This window comes from Micromonospora reichwaldensis (genome assembly GCF_031845925.1).
Classification (GTDB): Bacteria; Actinomycetota; Actinomycetes; order Mycobacteriales; family Micromonosporaceae; genus Micromonospora; species Micromonospora reichwaldensis.
Map to the genome: position 1 here is coordinate 213,435 of NZ_JAVRFL010000001.1, position 21,035 is coordinate 234,469.

Below are 21,035 nucleotides of genomic sequence, written 5' to 3' on the forward strand. Positions count from 1 at the left end.
GTGCAGCCTGTCAGGAGGAGGTCTGGGAGTGGAGAGGTGAGCGGACGGAGGGAGGAACGGGGCCGGCACTGATCCGTCAGGCAGCAACCCACCGAGCATGCGTCCGAACGCGGTGGACAGTGGCGGCGTCGGCCCACGACGCGTGCCCGCCACGGCCGAGCCCCCACGTAGGTGGTGCAGGCTGACACTCGACGCAGGACACGTCTGGCTGCCAGGCAGGAAGAGTCAGGCGGGGAAAGTGGAGTAGGCCGGGAGACCGAGAATCCTGGAACCGTTGAGACAACGGGGGCGGTGCCGGCCGGCTTGAGATCAGCCAAGCAATCCTCGAAACAGCCAGGCATGGAACGGCCATGACAAGGCGGTGCGCCGCTTCGGCGGCGCGCCGGGGGTGCTGGCCGGCCCGATGCACGACCGGTGAGAGGTGGTTGGAGGGGCCCAACTGGCATCGAGACCACCGCGAATGGCGGGGACAACCGAAACGGCCAGGACAGCCGGGCCACACAGAAGCAGGCCATCCGGCAAGCAAGCGGGGCATCGGGCGGCCCCCCGTGTCAGCGGGGTAGCCGTGCGCCGGTCTTTGGTAGCGACGGCGGGCGGGCCCCAAGCCTCTCGTGGCGCTGAGCGGCCCGTCGACTGGCCGAGCCCTGTTGCTGGGTACCGATCGACAGCGCCGATGCCCTCAGCACGCGCTGAGGCGTCGGCAACGTGCACTGCGGGCGGACGATGCCGCGGCTGCGGTTCCTTGGCGGCGTTTCCGCTACCGGCTGACGATCGCTGAGGAGCGCGCCCCCGTTCTGGATCCGATCAGGTCCTCCGGGCTCACTGCTTCGCCTCCTTCCGTTGCCAATCGGGTTTGGGGCTTCGGCGCCCGCAACTTCATGCCCTGATCGGCGGACGAGGGTCCTACCGCCTGCCCACCGCTTCGCGGATCGCCGGCCCGCCGGTTTCACGTGAAACGGTCGGCGAGGTCCGACGGGAGATCGGCACCACACCGCCGAGGCGGCTCAAGAACCGCTCCGCCCCGGAGCCCGGGTTTCACGTGAAACGCCGCCGCCCGCCCGGATCTCCTGAACGCGGTGATCGAGGCGGCAACGGCATCTCGTCAGCCGCAGCACATGCAACGGCCGCGTGATCCGGGATCACGCGGCCGGCAGTGGTGTCATTCGCAACGACCCTGGGCTCGGTCGTGAAGCTCGGGCCCGGCGGGCACGCAGCGTCGTCCCGCAGGACCGCCGATCGGGGTCAGGCCTCCGGCTCCTCCTCCTGGCCGACGCCGATGAGGCCTACGATCCGCTCCAGATCGTCGACCGTCGCGAACTCGATGGTGATCTTGCCCTTGCTCCGGCCGATGTCCACCTTCACGCGGGTGTCGAACCGGTCGGAGAGGCGGTCGGCCAGATCCGTCAGGGCGGGAGCGTGCGGCTTCGGACGACGCTTGGCCGTCTCCTTCTTGCTCGTACCGTCGCTCAGGGCCAGCGCGACGATCTCCTCGGTCGCGCGGACCGAGATCCCCTCGGCGACGATCCGGCGTGCGAGCTGCTCCTGCGCCTCGGCCTCATCGAGGCTCAACAGCGCGCGGGCGTGTCCGGCGGAGAGGATGCCTGCGGCGACCCGCGTCTGGACCTGCGCGGGCAGATTGAGCAGTCGGATGGTGTTCGAGATCTGCGGCCGGCTCCGCCCGATGCGCCGGGCGAGTTCCTCGTGGGTGGCGCCGAACTCGTCCAGCAGTTGCTGGTACGCGGCCGCCTCCTCCAGCGGGTTCAGGTTCGCCCGGTGGATGTTCTCCAGCAACGCGTCCCGGAGCATGGCGTCGTCGTGGGTGTCCCGGACGATCGCCGGGATGTTCTCCCGCCCGACGGCCTGCGCGGCTCGCCAGCGCCGCTCACCCATGACCAGCTCGTACTTCTCGTCGTCGAGCTGTCGTACGACGATCGGCTGGAGGAAGCCGACCTCCTGGATGGAGGTCTTCAGCTCCTCCAGGGCGTCCTCGTCGAAGACCTGGCGCGGCTGCTTCGGGTTCGGCACGATGGCGTCGACCGGGATCTCGGCGAACCGGGCACCTGGCACCGGGCTCAGCTCGGGCTGCGGCTCGGGCTGCGCCACCACCGCTGGGATCGCCACGGCCGGCACCGGGCCGGTCGGCACCTGTCCCGCCGGCGCAGCCGCGGCAGTGTCAGCGGCCGCCTCCACCGGAGCTGGCGGCTCCTCTGCGGTGGTCGGCTCAACTACGGCGGTCGGCGCCGGCCCGGTCGGGATGAGCGCCCCCAGGCCTCGTCCCAGACCGCCCCGAGGACGGTTCTTCATGCCACGCCTCCCAGCGACTGTTCCGCACTACGCATTCCGGCCCACCGGCTCCTTGACGCCACGCTCGGCGATCTCCTGGGCGGCTTCGAAGTAGCTCGTCGCCCCCCGCGATCCCGGATCGTAGGTCATCACCGACTGGCCGTAGCTGGGTGCCTCCGAGACGCGGACGTTGCGGGGAATGACCGCCTGGAGCACCTTGTCGCCGAAGTGGTTCCGCACGTCCTGCTCGACGGCGTCGGCCAGCCGGGTACGCCGGTCGTACATGGTGAGCAGGATGGTGGAGACGTCGAGCTTCGGGTTCAGGTGCTGGCGCACCAGGTTGATGTTGTTGATCAGCTGGTTCAGCCCCTCCAGCGCGTAGTACTCGCACTGGATCGGGATGAGCACCTCCTGCGCGGCCACGAGCGCGTTGACCGTGAGCAGGCCGAGCGAGGGCGGGCAGTCGATGAAGACGTAGTCGAAGTGGCCGGGGTAGGCGGCGATCGCCCGGGCCAGCCGGGACTCGCGGGCCACCACCGACACCAGCTCGATCTCCGCGCCGGCGAGGTCGATCGTCGCCGGTACGCACCAGAGGTTGGGGATCCCCTCGACGCCCTGGGCGACCTCCTCCAGCGGCACGCTGTTGATGAGGCAGTCGTAGACGTCCGGCACACCGGTGTGGTGCGGGACGTTCAGCCCGGTGGAGGCGTTCCCTTGCGGGTCCAGGTCGACCACCAGCACCCGGTTGCCGTGCAGGGCTAGCGCCACCGCAAGGTTGACCGTGGTCGTGGTCTTTCCCACGCCGCCCTTCTGGTTCGCGACGCACATGACCCGGGTCCGTTCCGGGCGAGGCATCGTCACCTCGCCACTCGGATTAAGGATCTGCACGGCGCGCATCGCCTCCATAGCCAACGGTGGGTCATCCTCTTCGCGCGTCGGGGTTTCACGTGAAACGTACGCGGCCTCGGCGACTGCGGCTCCGGGGGAGCCGGCCGGGGGCGCGAACGGGTCGGTGACGGGAACGGGTTCGGGAGTCGCGTCCGGCACGGAGTCCGGGGTGGGCTGCTGTGGCACGGCGGACTCGAACCGCGCCGAGGCCGAGGGGTTGCGCCGAACGGACATCACCCGGCCGCCGGCCGAGTTGCCGGCCCGCGGCACGTCGGGCGCGGCGCGGGTCGCCGGAGGCTCCGGCACGACCGGCTCGGCGCCGCCCGGCCGGAGGGCCGGGTCCCGGTCCGGGGGCCGGACCGTCGGTCCGTCGGGCGACCAGCTCGGGTAGTCGGTTTCACGTGAAACGGGGTCGCCCGCTGGCCCCGTCACGCGTGGATCGTCGTACCTTCCGTCGTCATGCACCTGTCATCCCTGCCCGCTTCGGATGGTCGGTCCGCACCCCGTCAACTGGCCGTACGCGATCGCACCGCGGAGCGTACGGCCCGGCGGGAGCGGCGGGACCGGTGAACGTCCGTTGCCGCCCGCTCCACACTATCGACGCGCAGCCAGCCTACGGCTCACGGGCGCGGCCGGTCCACGTCGGGTTCTCATCCTTCCATCCACCCGTACCGGTTCAACGACGCAACCGCCGGCCGGGAAGCCGGTAGACGGACATCCCGCGCGGGTGTCCGAGAGGGACTCAACGCCGCCGGGAGCGGCCGCCGCGCGCGCTCTTCGCGGCCTTCGGGCGGGCCGGTCCGACCATCCGCTCCCGCACGATCTCCACCACCGTCGTCGGCGGGTCGATCACTCCCTCGCCGCAGCGGTGCACCTCGGGCTCACCGCCACCGAGTCGGGCCACGGGCTGCGCGTGCTCGGCGATCTCCTCCGCGGCGGACGCCCCCTTGAGGGCGATCAGCCGACCGCCACGCACGGCCAGCGGTAGGCACCACGTCGAGAGCCGGTCGAGCGGTGCCACGGCGCGCGCGGTGACCACGTCCCCGCTCAGCGGACCGATGCCCGTCGAACCGGACGCCGCCTCGTCGGCGCGCCCCCGGAACACCCGGACCATCTTCGCCAGCCCGAGGTGCTGCACCGCCTCGATGAGGAAGGACGTGCGCCGGGAGAGCGGTTCGATCAGGGTCACCGTCAGGTCGGGTCGCGCGATGGCCAGCACCAGGCCGGGCAGCCCGGCCCCGGAGCCGACGTCGAGCACGGTCGCGCCCTCCGGGATGCGCTCGGCGACCGCAGCGCAGTTGAGCAGGTGGCGATCCCAGATCCGGGGCGCCTCGCGCGGGCCGATCAGGCCGCGGACCACGCCGTCGGTGGCGAGCAGTTCGGCGTACGCGGCGGCCAGGTCGAGGCGGTCGCCGAAGAGGGTGCGCGCCGCACCGGCCAACTCCGGCGGCAGCACCGCCACGGCCGGAGAAGCGTCCTCCGCCGTCACGGCCGAGGACGGGGCGTCCTCGGAGGTGCCGGTCGGTGACGAGGCGTTCTCAGGGGCGACAGCCGAGGACGGGGTGCCTCCGGAGGCGTCGGTCGACGGCGCGGCGTCGGGGGTTACGGTCGGCTCGGGCCGGACAGGCGACGGCCCGGGCGGCGTGCCACCCGGGCCGTCCACGGCACCGGCCGTGGTGTCGTCGTGGGTCACCCGGTCAGTCCGCCGGCCGGACGATGATGCGCCGGTTCGGCTCGACGCCCTCGGACTCGCTCTCCACGCCGCTCATCGCGTTGACCACGTCGTGCACGCACTTGCGCTCGAACGCGGACATCGGCTCCAGGCGCACGGGCTCGCCGTGCTCCTTGACCTTCTCCACGGCGTTCTTGGCGACGGCGGCGAGCTCCTTGCGGCGGGTCGCCCGGTAGCCTCCGACGTCGAGCAGCAGCCGGCTCGGGGTGCCGGTCTGCCGGAAGACGGCCAGCCGGGCGAGCTCCTGGAGCGCCTCCAGGGTGGCGCCGCGCTGGCCGACGAGGTTCTGCAGCCGGCCGCCGACCACCTCGACGACGGGGCGACCGGCGGAGACCAGCTCGTCGATGTCGCCGTCGTAGTCGAGGATGTCGAGCAGGCCCTCGACGTAGTCGGCCGCGATCTCGCTCTGCCGGAACAGCTCGCTCTCGCCGACGGCCTTCTTCTCCCGGGTGCCCGACTCCTCGTCGGTCTCCTCGGTCTCGCCGTTCACCGCGGTCGGCTCGGTCCCCTCCTCGTCCAGGGACTCGTCGGCGCGGGGGGTGCTGGTGTCGGTCACGGTCTCATCTCCGTAGTCGCTCGGCCGGACCGTCGGGTCCGCTGGTTTCCCGGGGCCGGCGGGAGGTCGCCGGTGCCCACGGGCACGTCTGTCGTACGGGCAGTCTCGCCCGTGGCCGCGCCGTGCGCGGCCGTTCCGCCCGGCGCCGGCCGTACGGCGGCTGCGCGGTGCGGAACGGGCCGCCGCCGGTCTCCCGACAGCGGCCCGGACGTTCTCAGCCCTGCCGCTTGGCGGGGCCCTTCTTCGGGTTGACCGGCTTGGCGCCCGGCTTGGGGCCGGCGACCTTCGGCGCGACCGGCTTGGCCGGGGCCGGGGGCGCCGACTTGGTGCGGCCCAGCAGGCCGCCCGTCTTCGCCGGCTGCACCGGGTTGCGGGACGAGGCGCCCGGCTTGCCGGTGGCGGTGGGCGGCGGCGGGAACTTCCGCAGCACCCACTGCTGCTGCGCGAGGGTGAAGAGGTTGTTGGTGACCCAGTAGATGATCACACCGATGGGGAAGATGGCCCCGGAGATGAGCAGCGACAGCGGGATGCCGTAGAGCATCAGCTTCTGGATCATCCGCTGCTGCGGGTCCTCGGCCCAGCCGGTCTTGAGGATCATCTGACGGCTGGTGAGGTAGGTGGTGCCCATCATCACCAGGACGAGGATCCCGGCGATGATCTTCACGGTGGTGCCGTTGGCGCCGAGCCGCGCCAGCTCCTCGGCGGTGGAGCCGAACTTGCCGGCAATCGGGGCGGTGAAGAGCTTCGCGGACGAGGCGCTCTCGAACTGGCTGATCGTCCACCCGTAGAGGGTCTTGCCGGCCTCGCTCTTGTCCGGGTTGAGCCGGCGGAGCACGTGGAAGAGGCCCAGGAAGACGGGAATCTGGAGGAACATCGGAAGGCAGCCCATGAGCGGGTTGGCCTTTTCCTTCCGGTAGAGCTCCATCATCTCTTTCTGGAGCGTCTCCCGGTCACCCTTGTGCTTCTCCTGCAGGGCCTTCACCTGTGGCTGGAGCGCCTGCATCGCCCGCTGCGACTTGATCTGCTTGACGAAGACGGGGAAGAGGATCACCCGGACGGTGACCACCAGGAAGATGATGGCGAGGATCCAGGCCCAGTTGGTGCCGATCACCGCCGGATCCGGCACCCCGACGAAGTCCCAGGCCCCGTGCCAGACCAGCAGGATCCACGAAATCGCGTAGTAGATCCAGTCGAGACTCAATTCTCAGGCTCCAGTCACATCGGCGCGGCGGCGGCCGCCCGGCTTCGGCACCGGGTCGTGTCCACCTGGGTGAAAGGGGTGGCAGCGCAACAGCCGCCGGGCCGTCAGGCCAGCTCCCCGGATCGCGCCGTGCACCGCCACCGCCTCCAGGGCGTAGGCACTGCACGACGGGTAGAACCGACAGCGGGCCGGCAGAGCCGGACTTATCCACCGACGGTACGCGATGACTGGCCCGCTCAGCACCCGGGCACCGATCGTCGTCGGCCGGGGCTCAGCCGGTCCGCTGGTCACCTGGACCGCCGCCCGCGGGGCGCCTGGGCGGCGACGATCGCCGCGTCCAGGTCGGCGCCGAGTCGCGGGTACGAGGCGTCAGCCGCGGCGGGCTGCGCGCGTACGACCAGGGTGCTTCCCGCGGGCAGAGCCGCCAGCCGCTCGCGGACCAGGTGCCGCAGGCGACGCCGGACCCGGTTGCGGACCACGGCGTTCCCGACGGCCTTGGACACGACGAAGCCGGCGCGGGCCGGTGCGGAGGGTTGCTCCGCACCGCTGCTCCGCGCCGGCTCCGGCGAGGTTGCTGTCGCGGCGTCGGGGGTTGTCGGCAGACTCAGGTGGACGACGACCGCGCCACGGCCGGCGCGTCGACCACCCCGGACCGCTGCGGCGAAGTCAGTGCTGCGCCGCAGTCGCTGTGCGGCCGCCAGCACGACTGCCCACGTCCCCCGGACCTGACCCGGTCGGCCTCAGGCCGACAGGCGGGTGCGGCCCTTGGAGCGACGGGTCGACAGGATGGCGCGGCCGGCACGGGTGCGCATGCGCAGCCGGAAGCCGTGGGTCTTCGCGCGCCGGCGGTTGTTCGGCTGGTAGGTGCGCTTGCTCACGTCAGGCTCTCCGTTTTCGTACGCCCCGGGCGAGGGGTCGCCGGGATCGTGTGGTGGTCCAGGCCACCTCGGCGGTGGCCCCCGATCGGTGCTGCCCGGTGGCGCGGGACCTCGGCGATGCGGGGAAGCGACCGCGGACAGCAAGCACCTAACACCCTAGCAGAGGGCGAGAGAGCAGCCGTTCCAGCCTACGCAGGGCGGCAACCACCGTCAAACACCCTCAGCAGGGCGGACACCGGGCCCTTCCGGCGGCCGGAGCGGCGGTTTTCGCTGATGTCGGCGAGGGTCGCCGCGCGTCGGCGGTTGATGGCGCGCCGACAACGCTGTTACCGTGCCCGATTGCGGTCAGCGTCGAAAGGTCCGGTCGTCGCCGGCGGGCAAGACCGGACAAGGTAGTGAATCGTTCGGCACGGTGAACCCGCTTCAGCGCCCGTTCAGGCAGGGGGCAGGTCCGACCCGCGTCCGGCGGGCGGCCACAATCGGTGCGTACACAGGCTGTGGATAACTTGTGGACGAGGACCGGTCGGCCGTCCGGTGGGTGTCGTTCCACCCGCGCGTACGCGACGGGCCCGGGACGGCCGACCGGAGAAGACGGCGGCGTCGGCGGAGCAGAGGCGAGGGGGTGGCACGACGGTGACCGGTACGACCGACCTTGCCGCGGTGTGGACAGCAACGACCGACGAGCTCGCCGACGAGATCATCTCCGCGCAGCAGCGGGCGTACCTGCGGCTGACCCGGCTACGGGCGATCGTCGAGGACACGGCGCTGCTCTCCGTCCCGGACGCCTTCACCCGGGACGTGATCGAGTCCCGCCTGCGCCCGGCGATCACGGAGGCGCTCACCCGCCGACTGGGCCGGCCGATCCAGGTCGCGGTGACCGTACGCGTGACCGAGGACGGTTCCGGCCGCCCGGCGGGGACCGTCTACCGCAGTGTTCCCGAGCTGGGGCCGGCCGACCACGACGGCGGGCCGCCCGGCTACGCCGACGCCGGCTACGACGGGTTGCCCGGGCAGCGCGACGGCGGGGACCACGACGCCGGGCAGTCGCCGCTCATCCCCGAGCAGGCGCACCCCCGGCGCCGGCCCGACGCGTCGTCGCCGGGCGACGACGGGCACCGGCCGGACGACCGGGACGGGCAGGAGGCCCTGTTCAGCACCGCCTTCGCCGAGCCGCCGCGCCCCGACCGGTCGGGGCCGTCCCGGCACCCGTCCGAGCGCCGGGGCTACGACGAGCAGGCCGCCCGGCTGGACCGGCCGGCCGCCGACACCCGGGGGTACGAGCAGCGCTACCGCGAGGACGCCGTCTCCCCCCGGGACCAGCACGTGATCCGGGCCCTGCCCCGCGACACCGGCACGGACAACGGGCCCGGACGGGGTGGCGCGGATCACCGGCCCGGTGGCCGGGACGACCGCCGCATGCCCGGTACTGACGGCGGGGGCAACCGGCTCAACCCGAAGTACATGTTCGAGACGTTCGTCATCGGCTCGTCCAACCGCTTCGCCCACGCGGCGAGCGTCGCGGTCGCCGAGTCGCCGGCGAAGGCGTACAACCCGCTGTTCATCTACGGCAGCTCGGGGCTGGGCAAGACGCACCTGCTGCACGCCATCGGGCACTACGCCACGACGCTGGGCAACGCGCGCTCGGTCCGGTACGTCTCGACCGAGGAGTTCACCAACGACTTCATCAACTCGCTCCGGGACGACAAGACCAGTGCGTTCCAGCGGCGCTACCGCGACGTCGACATCCTGTTGATCGACGACATCCAGTTCCTGGAGAACCGCGAGCGTACGCAGGAGGAGTTCTTCCACACGTTCAACACCCTGCACAACGCCAACAAGCAGATCGTGATCACCTCGGACCGGTCGCCGAAGCAGCTCGCGACCCTGGAGGACCGGCTGCGTACCCGCTTCGAGTGGGGACTGCTCGCCGACATCCAGCCGCCGGACCTGGAGACCCGGATCGCGATCCTGCAGAAGAAGGCGGCGCAGGAGCGCCTCTACGCCCCGCCGGACGTGCTGGAGTTCATCGCCTCTCGGGTGTCGAACTCGATCCGGGAGCTGGAGGGCGCGCTGATCCGGGTGACGGCGTTCGCCAGCCTGACCCGCTCGACGGTCGAGCTGGCGCTGGCCGAGGAGGTGCTGCGGGACTTCATCCCGGACGGCGCCGGGCCGGAGATCACCGCCGACCAGATCATGGTCTCCACCGCCGACTACTTCGGGGTGAGCCTGGAGGACCTGCGCGGCCACTCCCGCTCCCGGGTGCTGGTGAACGCCCGCCAGGTGGCCATGTACCTGTGCCGTGAGCTGACGGACCTGTCGCTGCCCCGCATCGGGCAGGCCTTCGGCGGCCGGGACCACACCACGGTCATGCACGCCGACCGCAAGATCCGTCAGCAGATGGCCGAGCGCCGGTCGCTCTACAACCAGATCGCCGAGCTGACCAACCGGATCAAGCAGAACACCTGAGCGACGGCCCACGGACGCGCCCGACCGGACCATCGGTCGGGCGCTTTTTCGTCTCCACAACCGGTCCCGGCTTGACCCTCGACATGGTCTAGGCCACAGCATCTGAGCCGTGACCGTCCACCGCCCCGATCGTTGTCCACATCTCGTTGTCCACAGGCTGTGGGAAACTACGGTCCGTCCATGCTCCGGTTACCCACAGGTTGTGGACAAACCCTGGGGACAGCCTGTGGACGCCTGGGGACAACCTGGTGGTTGTCCACCGACGACGGTCGGCCTGTGGGAAACCTGTTGAAGGTTCTGGGGATGACGCCGTCGGCGCGGCTTCCGCCTGTCCACAGGTCTGGGGAGAAAGTCGGTGGATAACCGGTGGATAACCGGTGGACGACGGTGGACAACCTGGGGGCGCCGGCCGCCTGTGGACCGGGAGGCGAGTTATACCCCGGGTTCTCCACAGGTAAACCACCGGTGGATAACGTGTCTGAGCTGCGCAGACGCGGGTTCTCCACAGTTTGCACAGGTGCGATGAAGATGACGAGTTATCTCTTCTAAGAGAACAAAAACCAATCATCACCGTTGGACTTCCTGTGGATTGGCCGGAACGCCGTCGTGGACGGCCTCCCGGCACCAGGAGTCCACGGGGTCGGGCGCACAGCCGATGCCCACGCGCCCTAAGGTGCGATGGGTACCCGCACGGACAGGCGGGTCGGTAGGCAGCGGTCGGCATGAGAGAGTTGTCGCTGACGTCGACGCGGAGGCATTGATGAAGTTCCGAGTGGAGCGCGACGCGCTCGCCGAGGCCGTGGCCTGGACCGCGAAGAGCCTGCCCAACCGGCCGTCCGTACCGGTGCTCGCCGGCGTGATGCTGCGCGTCACCGACGGCAACCTGCAGGTTTCGGGCTTCGACTACGAGGTCTCCAGCCAGGTGACCGTCGAGGTGCAGGGGGACGCCGACGGCGCCGCCCTGGTCTCCGGCCGGCTGCTGGCCGAGATCACCAAGGCACTGCCCGCCAAGCCGGTGGACATCGCCGCCGTCGGCGCGCACCTCGAGCTGGTCTGCGGCAGCGCCCGGTTCACCCTGCCCACCATGCCGGTCGAGGACTACCCGTCCCTGCCGGAGATGCCGGAGAGCACCGGCACCGTCGACGCCGCCGCCTTCGCCGCCGCGGTCGCACAGGTGGCCATCGCCGCCGGGCGCGACGAGACGCTGCCGATGATGACCGGCGTACGCATCGAGCTCTCCGGCGGCACGCTGGCCATGCTCGCCACCGACCGCTACCGGCTGGCCCTGCGCGAGATGGAGTGGAACCCGGACGACCCCGAGGTGAGCGTCAACGCCCTCGTGCCGGCCCGGACCCTGCACGACACCGCCAAGGCCCTCGGCCCGATCGGTGGCCAGGTCGTCATGGCGCTCTCCCAGGGTGCCGCCGGCGAGGGAATGATCGGCTTCGCCGGCGGCACCCGGCGCACCACCAGCCGGCTGCTCGACGGCGCGAACTACCCGCCGGTGCGCTCGCTCTTCCCGGCCAGCCACAACGCCGAGGCGCGGGTGCCCGTCAGCACCCTGATCGAGGTCGTCAAGCGCGTCGCCCTGGTGGCCGAGCGGACCACCCCGGTGCTGCTCAGCTTCAGCACCGACGGCCTGGTGGTCGAGGCCGGCGGCACCGAGGAGGCGCGGGCCAGCGAGGCCATGGAGGCCACCTTCACCGGCGACCCGCTGACCATCGGCTTCAACCCCCAGTACCTGATCGACGGCCTGACCAACCTGGGGGCCCAGTTCGCCGTGCTCTCGTTCGTCGACGCCTTCAAGCCCGCGGTGATTTCGCCCGCCGGCGAGGATGGCGAGGTCATCCCCGGGTACCGGTACCTCATCATGCCGATCCGCGTCTCCCGCTGATCGCACCCCGAGAAGACCCCGACGCACGGAGGTAGGAACACATGCAGCTCGGCCTGGTAGGGCTCGGCCGGATGGGCGGCAACATGCGCGAGCGGTTGCGCGCCGCCGGGCACGAGGTGGTCGGCTTCGACCACAACGCGGAGCTGAGCGATGTCGCGACCCTGGCGGAGCTGGCGGAGAAGCTGGAGTCGCCCCGCGCGATCTGGGTCATGGTCCCCGCCGGCGTCACCGACGCGACCATCGACGAACTCGCCGACGTCCTCGGCGAGGGCGACATCATCATCGACGGTGGCAACTCCCGCTTCAGCGACGACGCCCCCCGCGCCGAGCGGCTGAACGAGCGCGGCATCGGCTACCTCGACGCCGGCGTCTCCGGCGGCGTCTGGGGCCGGCAGAACGGCTACGCGCTGATGGTCGGCGGCGCCCAGGAGCACGTCGACCGGCTCATGCCGATCTTCGAGTCGCTGAAGCCGGAGGGCGAGTTCGGCTTCGTGCACGCCGGGCCGGTCGGCGCCGGGCACTACGCCAAGATGGTGCACAACGGCATCGAGTACGGCCTGATGCACGCCTACGCCGAGGGCTACGAGCTGCTGGCCAAGTCCGAGCTGGTCACCAACGTGCCGGGGGTGTTCAAGTCCTGGCGCGAGGGCACCGTGGTCCGCTCCTGGCTGCTCGACCTGCTGGACCGGGCCCTCGACGAGGACCCGGAGCTGGCCGAGCTGAGCGGCTACACGGAGGACACGGGCGAGGGCCGCTGGACGGTCGACGAGGCGGTCCGGCTGGCCGTGCCGTTGAACGTGATCACCGCGTCGCTCTTCGCCCGCTTCGCCTCCCGCCAGGACGACTCGCCCGCCATGAAGGCCGTCGCCGCGCTGCGCCAGCAGTTCGGCGGGCACGCCGTCCGCAAGCGCTGACCGGAATCCCCGCGCCTGTGTACGTCCGCCGGCTCGAACTGGTCGACTTCCGCTCGTACGAGCAGGTCGGCGTGGACCTGGAGCCGGGGGCGAACGTCCTGATCGGCGCCAACGGCGTCGGCAAGACGAACCTGGTCGAGGCGCTGGGCTACGTGGCGACCCTGGATTCGCACCGGGTCGCCACGGACGCCCCCCTCGTCCGGATGGGCGCCACCTCGGCGGTGATCCGCTGTGCGGTCGTGCACGAGGGGCGCGAGCTGCTGGTCGAGCTGGAGATCGTTCCGGGCAAGGCCAACCGGGCCCGGCTCGGGCGGTCGCCGGCCCGCCGGGCGCGGGACGTCCTCGGCGCGCTCCGGCTCGTGCTGTTCGCTCCGGAGGACCTGGAACTCGTCCGGGGCGACCCGGCCGAGCGCCGCCGCTACCTCGACGACCTGCTGGTCAGCCGCCAGCCCCGGTACGCCGGGGTGCGGGCCGACTACGAGCGGGTGGTCAAGCAGCGCAACGCGTTGCTGCGCACCGCGTACCTGGCCCGCAAGACGGGCGGATCGCGGGGCGGGGACCTGTCGACCCTCGCGGTCTGGGACACCCACCTGGCCCGACACGGCGCCGAGCTGCTCGCCGGCCGGCTGGAACTGGTCGCCGCGCTGGGCCCGCACGTGACGAAGGCGTACGACGCCGTCGCGGCGGGACGGGGGGCCGCCGGGATCGCGTACCGGCCGTCGGTGGAACTGGCCGAGCCCACCACCGACCGGGAGGCCCTGGCGGCGGCGCTGACCGCCGCGCTCGTCGAGTCCCGCTCCGCCGAGGTCGAGCGGGGCACCACGCTGGTCGGGCCGCACCGCGACGAGCTGGCGCTGACGCTGGGCCCACTGCCCGCCAAGGGGTATGCGAGCCACGGCGAGTCCTGGTCGTACGCCCTGGCGCTGCGGCTCGCCGCCTACGACCTGCTCCGCTCCGACGGCATCGAGCCGGTGCTGGTGCTCGACGACGTCTTCGCCGAGCTGGACGCCGGGCGGCGGGAGCGGCTGGCGGAACTGGTCGGCGGGGCGAGTCAGCTGCTGGTGACCTGCGCGGTCGACGAGGACGTGCCGGTGTCCCTGCGCGGCGCCCGGTACGCCGTGGGCGAGGGGACGGTGCGACGTGCCGGATGAGCAGCTTCCGCCGGCCCGGCTCGGCCCGGGCCGTGGCGGCGGAAGGACCGGCGGCGACTCCGGCAGCGCGGCGGGCAACGGCGGCGCGGCGGACTCCGGTGGCCCGGCGGACGGCGCGAGCGGGCCGGAGCTGGCCCGGGCGGTGCTGGACGCGGCGAAGGCCCGCCGGGAGGCGGCGCGCACGCGGCGGCGTACCTCGGGTGGCGGCGGAGGCGACGGCGGCCAGGAGCGGCGGCTGCGCGGATACTCCGGCCCCGGGCCGGACCCGCGCGATCCGCAGCCGCTCGGCGCGGTGCTCAACCGGCTCGTCAAGGCGCGTGGCTGGCAGCAGCCGGCGGCCGAGGCGACGGTGTTCGGCGCCTGGGAGCGGGTGGTGGGCCCGGAGGTGGCCCAGCACAGCCGGCCGGTGAAGCTGGAGGACGGCGAGCTGACCGTGGAGGCCCGCTCGACCGCGTGGGCCACCCAGCTGCGGCTGCTGGCCGGCTCGCTGCTCAAGCAGATCGCCAGCGAGGTCGGCCACAACGTGGTGCGCAAGCTGCACATCCACGGCCCCGCGGCGCCCTCCTGGTCGAAGGGCCCGCGCCGGGTCCGTGGCCGCGGCCCGCGGGACACCTACGGCTGACGGTCAGCGACCCTCGCGCCGGGCCTCCCGCTCGGCGCGCTTGCGCTCCCGCTGCTCGCGGCTCCACTGCTTGCGCTGCTCCAGGTCCCGCTTCCACGCCTCCCGGGCGTGGTGCGAGCCGCCCTGCACCGCGCCCTGGACCTCCGGCGGGCCGGCGAGGCGCCGGAACGCCCAGGCCATCAGGCGGCCGCCCTCGCCCGGGGCCTTCGGGGTGGGCTTCTCCTCGGTCATCGCCTGACCTCCGGTGCGACGGGGATGATTGGCGTGCAAACCATTGGTACACCAATCATTGGTACGCTCGCAACGACGACGACGAGGAGGCCGCCCGTGACCGACCAGCCCGACGGGGATCCCCTGGCGCTGGAACAGCAGGTGTGCTTCGCGCTCTCCGTCGCCGCGCGCGGCGTCGTCGCCGTCTACCGGCCCCTGCTGGAGCCGATGGGGCTCACCCATCCGCAGTACCTGGTGATGCTCGCCCTCTGGCAGCACGCGCCGCTGTCCGTACGCGACCTCAGCCGCCTGCTCCAGCTCGACCCCGGCACGCTGTCGCCCCTGCTCAAGCGGCTGGAGGCGACCGGCTACGTCCGGCGCGAGCGCGACCCCGCCGACGAGCGGAGCCTCGCGGTGACGCTGACCGCCGCCGGCCAGGCGCTGCGGGCGCGGGCCGAGCAGATCCCGCCCGCGATCGTCGAACGGCTCGGCATGCCGGTCGAGGACCTGCGCCACCTGCACGCCGTGCTGACCCGGGTCATCGACGCCGCCAACCGCGGGTCCGCCGCCGAGAGGGGTCAGGCGTCGGCGTAGACGGCGAAGCCGCGGTCGGCGCAGCGCCGGTAGAAGGCCGCCAGCACGGCCAGCTCGGCGCAGGTGAAGTTCCACTGCGGCGGCTCGCCGCTCTCGTCGCGCAGCGCGTCCAGGCGGCTGTCGAGCCAGCGCAACTGCTGCTCGGCCAACCGCCCGTCGGCGAGCAGCGACCGCAGCACCTGGCTCACCGAGTCGAAGGTGACGACCTCGCCGTGGGGGCGGTGGCCCGTCACGAACCGCTCGATGCCGCCGGCGACCCAGGCGCAGCCGTCGGGATCGATCACCGGATCCTCGTCCTCGGCCGCCGCGTCAGTGGCGTAGAGCACACCCTCCAGGCCGAGCAGGAGGTCGACCAGTTCGGTGTACGCGGTCGCCCGCACGGTGCCGGTCTTGGCGATCAGCTCGGCGAGCGCCGCGGTGGGCGCGGAGATGCGGGGCATGTCGACGATGTCGCCGAAGTCGACGAACTCGGCCGGCGCGACCGGATCGTAGAAGCGGCCGGTCCGCGGCCACTGCACCGCGACGTTGTCCAGCCCCATCGGGCGTCACCTCTTCGAGAGCACGGATAGTTCCTATCGGCTCGATCGTCCGGTTCCGGCCCGAAAAGATCAAGGCCGGGCCGACGGCGTGGCGGCGGTGGCGTTCCCGCCGTCCGACCGGCACCGATCGTCAGGCGGCGCCGCCCTCGATCGCCCCCTGGCGTGTAGGGGGAGTCGAGGGCGGCGCGGTTCGGCCGGCTACGTCGGTCTCAGCCGCCTCGCAGGGGTGCCGAGTGGTGGTTCTGTCGTCCGCGCACAGTAAGATTGAGCCTGAGACGAAGACCCGGTGCGGAGCGACGAGACACGGGCCCGGAGCGGGGCCCGCGATCATTGTCCACGTCGGGTCGAGCCGATCGCGATCCGCGGGCAACCGCGGCGACCGGCGCGTTCGACCCGTACCCCGGAATTGTCCCCGGTGCCGGTCTGCGCGTCGACGTCGCGTCCTGTCCGCCGAACCCGCGCCCGACGCGCCACCAGGCGCGGACGGCGCGAGAAAGTGGCCGAAGGTGGCAGCGCAGGACAAGCAGGAGTACGGCGCCGGGTCGATCACCGTTCTCGAAGGGCTGGAGGCGGTCCGGAAGCGCCCCGGTATGTACATCGGGTCGACCGGTGAGCGCGGTCTGCACCACCTGGTGTGGGAGGTCGTCGACAACGCGGTGGACGAGGCGCTGGCCGGCCACTGCGACACCATCGACGTGGTGCTGCTCGCCGACGGCGGGGTCCGGGTCACCGACAACGGCCGGGGTTTCCCGGTCGACCTGCACCCGAAGCTGAAGAAGCCGGGTGTCGAGGTGGCGCTGACCGTGCTGCACGCGGGCGGCAAGTTCGACGGCAAGGCGTACGCGGTCTCCGGCGGTCTGCACGGCGTCGGCGTCTCCGTGGTGAACGCCCTCTCCACCAAGATGGCGGTGGAGATCCACAAGTCCGGCTTCGTCTGGCGGCAGCAGTACCACAACTCCAAGCCGACCCCGCTGGAGAAGGGCGAGTCGACCGACCGCACCGGCTCCGCGGTGGCCTTCTGGCCCGACGCCGACGTGTTCGAGACGGTCGACTTCGACTTCCAGACCATCTACCGGCGGCTCCAGGAGATGGCCTTCCTCAACCGGGGCCTCACCATCCACCTGCTCGACGAGCGGGTCCCGGAGGGCGAGGAGGGCAAACCGCGCGAGGTCACCTTCTGCTACAAGGGCGGCATCGCCGACTTCGTCCGGCACCTCAACGCCTCGAAGAACCCGATCCACAAGACCGTGGTCGAGTTCGGCGCCGAGGAGGAGGGCATGTCGGTCGAGATCGCCATGCAGTGGAACGAGTCCTACGGCGAGTCGGTCTACACCTTCGCCAACACGATCAACACCCACGAGGGCGGCACCCACGAGGAGGGCTTCCGGGCCGCGCTGACCAGCGTCGTCAACCGCTACGGCGCCGACAAGAAGCTGCTCAAGGGCGACGAGAAGCTCTCCGGCGAGGACATCCGCGAGGGCCTGGCCGCGATCATCTCGGTCAAGCTGGCCAACCCGCAGTTCGAGGGCCAGACCAAGACCAAGCTGGGCAACACCCCGGTGAAGAGCTTCGTGCAGCGCGTCTGCAACGAGTGGCTGGTCGACTGGTTCGACCGCAACCCGGCCGAGGCGAAGATCATCATCCAGAAGGCGTCCCAGGCCGCCCGGGCCCGGATCGCCGCACAGCAGGCGCGCAAGCTGGCCCGGCGCAAGTCCCTGCTGGAGTCCGGCTCGATGCCGGGCAAGCTGGCCGACTGCCAGTCCACCGACCCGCGCGAGTCCGAGGTCTTCATCGTCGAGGGCGACTCGGCCGGCGGCTCGGCCAAGCAGGGCCGCGACCCGCGGACCCAGGCGATCCTGCCGATCCGCGGCAAGATCCTCAACGTGGAGAAGGCCCGGATCGACCGGGTGCTGAAGAACAACGAGGTCCAGGCGCTGATCACCGCGCTGGGCACCGGCATCCACGACGACTTCGACATGGAGAAGCTGCGGTACCACAAGGTGGTGCTGATGGCCGACGCCGACGTCGACGGCCAGCACATCCAGACGCTGCTGCTCACCCTGCTCTTCCGCTTCATGCGCCCGCTGGTCGAGATGGGGCACGTCTACCTGGCCGCCCCGCCGCTCTACAAGATCAAGTGGAACAAGCGCGGCGACGACGCGCAGTACGCGTACTCGGACCGCGAGCGGGACGGGCTGATCGCGCTGCGCCAGCAGAAGAAGCCGAACGCGAAGCCGGACGACATCCAGCGGTTCAAGGGCCTCGGCGAGATGAACTACCCCGAATTGTGGGAGACCACGATGAACCCGGCAACGCGTACGCTGCGTCAGGTCACGCTCGACGACGCGGCCACCGCCGACGAGTTGTTCAGCGTGCTGATGGGTGAGGACGTCGAGGCGCGCCGCTCGTTCATCCAGCGCAACGCCAAGGACGTCCGGTTCCTGGACATCTGACGGGTCCCGGCGGGTCGGCCGGTCATCCACCGGCCGATCCGCCTGTCCACAGAGTTATCCACAGCGCGGCCGGTATCCACAGCCGTTATCCACAGCACGAAAACGACTCTGAGTCTGATAAGGGTTAACAGTGACCGATATCCCCGAGTCCACACCCAACGAGCCCGAGCTCCCGGAGACCGTCGCCGCCGTCGTCGCGCACGACCGCATCGAACCGGTCGGGCTCGAGGTGGAGATGCAGCGCTCCTACCTCGACTACGCGATGAGCGTGATCGTCGGACGGGCGCTGCCGGACGTCCGGGACGGGCTCAAGCCGGTCCACCGCAAGATCCTCTACGCCATGTTCGACTCCGGCTACCGGCCGGACCGGGGCTACGTGAAGTGCTCCCGCGTGGTCGGCGACGTGATGGGCCAGTTCCACCCGCACGGCGACTCGGCGATCTACGACGCTCTGGTCCGGATGGCGCAGCCCTGGTCGCTGCGCTACCCGCTGGTCGACGGCAACGGCAACTTCGGCTCGCCGGGCAACGATCCTGCTGCCGCGATGCGCTACACCGAATGCAAGCTCGACCCGCTGGCCATGGAGATGCTGCGGGACATCGACGAGGACACCGTCGACCTCCAGGACAACTACGACGGCCGGGCCAAGGAGCCCACCATCCTGCCGTCGCGGATCCCGAACCTGCTCGTCAACGGCTCCGAGGGCATCGCGGTCGGCATGGCCACCAAGATCCCGCCGCACAACCTGCGCGAGATCGGCGCGGCCGTGCAGTGGTGCCTGGAGCACCCGGAGGAGGACGAGGCCACCACCCTCGACGCGCTGCTGGAGATCGTCAAGGGGCCGGACTTCCCCACCCACGGCCTGATCGTGGGCACGCAGGCGATCCAGGACGCGTACCGCACCGGGCGCGGGTCGATCCGGATGCGGGCCGTGGTGGAGGTCGAGGAGGACAAGCGGGGCCGCCCCTGCCTGGTCGTCAGCGAACTGCCCTACCAGGTGAACCCGGACAACCTGGCCGAGCGGATCGCCGAGCTGATCAAGGAGGGCAAGCTCGCCGGCATCGCCGACATCCGCGACGAGTCCTCCGGGCGTACCGGCATGCGGATCGTGCTCGTGCTCAAGCGCGACGCGGTCGCCAAGGTGGTGCTGAACAACCTCTACAAGCACACCCAGCTCCAGGAGACCTTCGGCGCCAACATGCTGGCGCTGGTCGACGGGGTGCCGCGCACGCTCAACCTGGCCCAGTTCATCCGCTACTACGTCGAGCACCAGATCGACGTGATCCGCCGGCGGACGGCGTTCCGGCTGCGCAAGGCGGAGGAGCGGGCGCACATCCTGCGCGGTCTGTCCAAGGCGCTGGACGCCCTCGACGAGGTGATCGCCCTGATCCGGCGCTCGCCCACGGTCGAGGACGCCCGGCAGGGCCTGATCCGGCTGCTGGAGATCGACGAGATCCAGGCGACCGCGATCCTCGACATGCAGCTGCGCCGGCTCGCCGCGCTGGAGCGGCAGCGGATCCTGGACGACCTGGCCAAGCTGGAGCTGGAGATCGCCGACCTCAAGGACATCCTCGCCAAGCCCGAGCGGCAGCGCAGGATCGTCTCGGAGGAGCTGGGCGAGATCGTCGCCAAGTGGGGCGACGAGCGGCGCACCAAGATCGTGCCGTTCGAGGGCGAGGTCTCCATGGAGGACCTCATCGCCCGCGAGGACGTGGTGGTCACGATCACCCGTACGGGCTACGCGAAGCGGACCAAGGTCGACCTCTACAGGTCACAGCGTCGTGGCGGCAAGGGTGTCAGCGGGGCGACGCTCCGACAGGACGACATCGTCAGCCACTTCTTCGTATGCTCGACCCACGACTGGATGCTCTTCTTCACCAACAAGGGGCGCGTCTACCGGGCGAAGGCATACGAACTGCCGGAGGCCAGTAGGGTGGCCAAGGGCCAGCACGTGGCCAATCTGCTCGCGTTCCAGCCCGACGAGCAGATCGCGCAGATCATCGAGATTCCGAATTACCAGGTGGCCCCCTACCTGGTACTTGCCACGAAGAACGGCCTGGTGAAGAAGACTCGGCTCGAGGAGTTCGACTCCCCCCGGTCCGGCGGCATCATCGCGATCAACCTGCGCGACGAGGACGAGCTGGTCGGGGCGGCGCTCGTCGCGCCGGAGGAGGATCTGCTGCTGGTCTCGAAGAACGCGCAGGCGATCCGGTTCAACGCGAGCGACGAGGCGTTGCGCCCGATGGGGCGGGCCACCTCGGGCGTGATCGGCATGCGCTTCAGCGAGGAAGACGTCCTGCTGGCCATGGAGGTGGTCCGCGAAGGGCTGGACGTCCTGGTGGCCACGAACGGGGGATACGCGAAACGCACCCCGATCGAGGAATACCCCGTGCAGGGCCGGGGAGGTAAGGGCGTGCTGACTGCGAAGATCACCGAGCGGCGCGGTGGTCTGGTCGGCGCGGTGGTGATCGACCCGGACGACGAGCTGTTCGCGATCACCAGCAACGGTGGTGTCATCCGGACTCCGGTGAAGCCTGTACGCCGTACGCGTGACCGGAACACAATGGGGGTCAAGCTGATGGACCTTCCGGATGGCGTGACTATCGTGGCGATTGCTCGCAATGCCGACGAGCCTGACGAACAGGACTAGTTGA

18 protein-coding genes are annotated in these 21,035 nt (G+C 71.0%); 8 read left to right on the top strand and 10 right to left on the bottom strand.

Annotated elements, in window-relative coordinates; translation table 11 throughout:
* Positions 1 to 1,242: 1,242 nt before the first annotated feature.
* The 8 genes from RM555_RS01010 to rpmH all read right to left on the bottom strand — a co-directional run bounded on the left by RM555_RS01010 (position 1,243) and on the right by rpmH (position 7,538).
* Positions 1,243 to 2,304, bottom strand: a complete 1,062-nt coding sequence (locus tag RM555_RS01010; RefSeq protein WP_311409965.1) for a ParB/RepB/Spo0J family partition protein — start codon at positions 2,302 to 2,304, stop codon at positions 1,243 to 1,245.
* A 27-nt stretch (positions 2,305 to 2,331) separates the two neighbouring features.
* Positions 2,332 to 3,636, bottom strand: a complete 1,305-nt coding sequence (locus tag RM555_RS01015) for a ParA family protein (protein ID WP_311409966.1) — start codon at positions 3,634 to 3,636, stop codon at positions 2,332 to 2,334.
* A 277-nt stretch (positions 3,637 to 3,913) separates the two neighbouring features.
* Positions 3,914 to 4,660: a 16S rRNA (guanine(527)-N(7))-methyltransferase RsmG gene (gene rsmG, locus RM555_RS01020; RefSeq protein WP_311409967.1), complete on the bottom strand. Its 747-nt coding sequence runs from the start codon at positions 4,658 to 4,660 to the stop codon at positions 3,914 to 3,916.
* A gap of 208 nt (positions 4,661 to 4,868) precedes the next feature.
* Entirely contained in the window at positions 4,869 to 5,459 is a 591-nt protein-coding gene (locus tag RM555_RS01025; protein ID WP_151452753.1) for a Jag family protein, read from the bottom strand.
* 214 nt (positions 5,460 to 5,673) lie between these two features.
* Positions 5,674 to 6,660 carry a membrane protein insertase YidC gene (gene yidC, locus RM555_RS01030; RefSeq protein WP_311409968.1) on the bottom strand — a complete coding sequence of 329 codons (987 nt, stop codon included), beginning with the start codon at positions 6,658 to 6,660 and terminating at the stop codon, positions 5,674 to 5,676.
* Positions 6,661 to 6,663: 3 nt separating this feature from the next.
* Positions 6,664 to 6,903 (bottom strand): membrane protein insertion efficiency factor YidD, encoded by a 240-nt coding sequence (gene yidD, locus RM555_RS01035; protein WP_207914193.1) that lies wholly within the window; start codon positions 6,901 to 6,903, stop codon positions 6,664 to 6,666.
* Positions 6,904 to 6,947: 44 nt separating this feature from the next.
* Entirely contained in the window at positions 6,948 to 7,364 is a 417-nt protein-coding gene (gene rnpA / locus RM555_RS01040) for a ribonuclease P protein component (RefSeq protein ID WP_311409969.1), read from the bottom strand.
* A 36-nt stretch (positions 7,365 to 7,400) separates the two neighbouring features.
* A complete protein-coding gene (rpmH, locus tag RM555_RS01045; protein WP_088959667.1) occupies positions 7,401 to 7,538 on the bottom strand; it encodes a 50S ribosomal protein L34 in 138 nt (45 codons plus the stop codon).
* Positions 7,539 to 8,171: 633 nt separating this feature from the next.
* Here rpmH and dnaA point away from each other — a divergent pair.
* The 5 genes from dnaA (at position 8,172) to RM555_RS01070 (ending at position 14,585) form a co-directional block, all read left to right on the top strand.
* Positions 8,172 to 10,004 (top strand): chromosomal replication initiator protein DnaA, encoded by a 1,833-nt coding sequence (gene dnaA / locus RM555_RS01050; protein ID WP_311409970.1) that lies wholly within the window; start codon positions 8,172 to 8,174, stop codon positions 10,002 to 10,004.
* Positions 10,005 to 10,764: 760 nt separating this feature from the next.
* Positions 10,765 to 11,898: a DNA polymerase III subunit beta gene (dnaN, locus tag RM555_RS01055; protein ID WP_132235453.1), complete on the top strand. Its 1,134-nt coding sequence runs from the start codon at positions 10,765 to 10,767 to the stop codon at positions 11,896 to 11,898.
* A gap of 41 nt (positions 11,899 to 11,939) precedes the next feature.
* Entirely contained in the window at positions 11,940 to 12,812 is an 873-nt protein-coding gene (gene gnd, locus RM555_RS01060) for a phosphogluconate dehydrogenase (NAD(+)-dependent, decarboxylating) (RefSeq protein WP_132235451.1), read from the top strand.
* Between the two features lie 17 nt (positions 12,813 to 12,829).
* Positions 12,830 to 13,963, top strand: a complete 1,134-nt coding sequence (recF, locus tag RM555_RS01065) for a DNA replication/repair protein RecF (RefSeq protein ID WP_311409971.1) — start codon at positions 12,830 to 12,832, stop codon at positions 13,961 to 13,963.
* The gene (locus tag RM555_RS01070; protein ID WP_311409972.1) at positions 13,953 to 14,585 is read left to right on the top strand and encodes a DUF721 domain-containing protein; all 633 of its coding nucleotides are present in this window, start codon (positions 13,953 to 13,955) and stop codon (positions 14,583 to 14,585) included. Before recF ends, RM555_RS01070 begins: the two co-directional genes overlap by 11 nt.
* Positions 14,586 to 14,588: 3 nt before the next feature.
* On the opposite strand, the gene RM555_RS01075 is transcribed toward RM555_RS01070, so the two are convergent.
* A complete protein-coding gene (locus RM555_RS01075; protein WP_311409973.1) occupies positions 14,589 to 14,816 on the bottom strand; it encodes a hypothetical protein in 228 nt (75 codons plus the stop codon).
* Positions 14,817 to 14,912: 96 nt separating this feature from the next.
* Between RM555_RS01075 and RM555_RS01080 the strand changes: the two genes are divergently transcribed.
* Positions 14,913 to 15,389: a MarR family winged helix-turn-helix transcriptional regulator gene (locus RM555_RS01080; RefSeq protein WP_151452760.1), complete on the top strand. Its 477-nt coding sequence runs from the start codon at positions 14,913 to 14,915 to the stop codon at positions 15,387 to 15,389.
* Here RM555_RS01080 and RM555_RS01085 read toward each other — a convergent pair.
* A complete protein-coding gene (locus RM555_RS01085) occupies positions 15,374 to 15,928 on the bottom strand; it encodes a hypothetical protein (RefSeq protein WP_311409974.1) in 555 nt (184 codons plus the stop codon). The two genes, RM555_RS01080 and RM555_RS01085, sit on opposite strands and share 16 nt — an antisense overlap.
* A gap of 506 nt (positions 15,929 to 16,434) precedes the next feature.
* Between RM555_RS01085 and gyrB the strand changes: the two genes are divergently transcribed.
* Together gyrB and gyrA are read left to right on the top strand one after the other, a co-directional pair.
* Positions 16,435 to 18,381 carry a DNA topoisomerase (ATP-hydrolyzing) subunit B gene (gyrB, locus tag RM555_RS01090; protein ID WP_311409975.1) on the top strand — a complete coding sequence of 649 codons (1,947 nt, stop codon included), beginning with the start codon at positions 16,435 to 16,437 and terminating at the stop codon, positions 18,379 to 18,381.
* 130 nt (positions 18,382 to 18,511) lie between these two features.
* Complete coding sequence (gene gyrA / locus RM555_RS01095; RefSeq protein WP_311409976.1) at positions 18,512 to 21,031, top strand: DNA gyrase subunit A; 2,520 nt, start codon at positions 18,512 to 18,514, stop codon at positions 21,029 to 21,031.
* Positions 21,032 to 21,035 lie beyond the last annotated feature (4 nt).

What these genes read in the sequence shown, in the direction of transcription:
- dnaN (WP_132235453.1), top strand. Translation starts at nt 10,765, where the DNA reads ATGAAGTTCCGAGTGGAGCGCGACGCGCTCGCCGAGGCCGTGGCCTGG.
- RM555_RS01010 (WP_311409965.1), bottom strand. Translation starts at nt 2,304, where the DNA reads ATGAAGAACCGTCCTCGGGGCGGTCTGGGACGAGGCCTGGGGGCGCTC.
- RM555_RS01085 (WP_311409974.1), bottom strand. Translation starts at nt 15,928, where the DNA reads ATGGGGCTGGACAACGTCGCGGTGCAGTGGCCGCGGACCGGCCGCTTC.
- gnd (WP_132235451.1), top strand. Translation starts at nt 11,940, where the DNA reads ATGCAGCTCGGCCTGGTAGGGCTCGGCCGGATGGGCGGCAACATGCGC.
- RM555_RS01075 (WP_311409973.1), bottom strand. Translation starts at nt 14,816, where the DNA reads ATGACCGAGGAGAAGCCCACCCCGAAGGCCCCGGGCGAGGGCGGCCGC.